Below are 267 nucleotides of genomic sequence, written 5' to 3'. Positions count from 1 at the left end.
ATGCAGGAGGTGATGGTAATACGACTGTTTGTGAATCTAGTGTTACCCCAATTAATTTATTCAGTTTAATTACTGGAGAGGATTTAGGCGGAACATGGACACGAGAATCTGGAACAGGCGGAACATTTGTTGCTGCAACGGGTATGTATACCCCTGGATTGGATGCAACAACGAGTACCTTTAAGTATTTACTTTCAGCTACTGCACCTTGCGTTGCTGATTTTAGTATAGCTACAGTAAATATCAATTCTCAGCCAAATGCAGGAG

Annotated in this window: 1 protein-coding gene; it reads left to right on the top strand. The window is 41.2% G+C overall.

All coding sequences use genetic code 11. The features are described 5' to 3' along the window. Positions 1–267 (top strand): hypothetical protein (locus tag GTZ96_RS18195; RefSeq protein WP_161645301.1); only part of this gene is annotated, 267 nt, incomplete at both ends.

The sequence above is a fragment of the Flavobacterium undicola genome, assembly GCF_009909155.2.
Taxonomy (GTDB): Bacteria; Bacteroidota; Bacteroidia; order Flavobacteriales; family Flavobacteriaceae; genus Flavobacterium; species Flavobacterium undicola.
The sequence above is the reverse complement of the archived record's forward strand: the minus strand, read 5'-3'. Positions and strand labels throughout refer to the sequence as shown.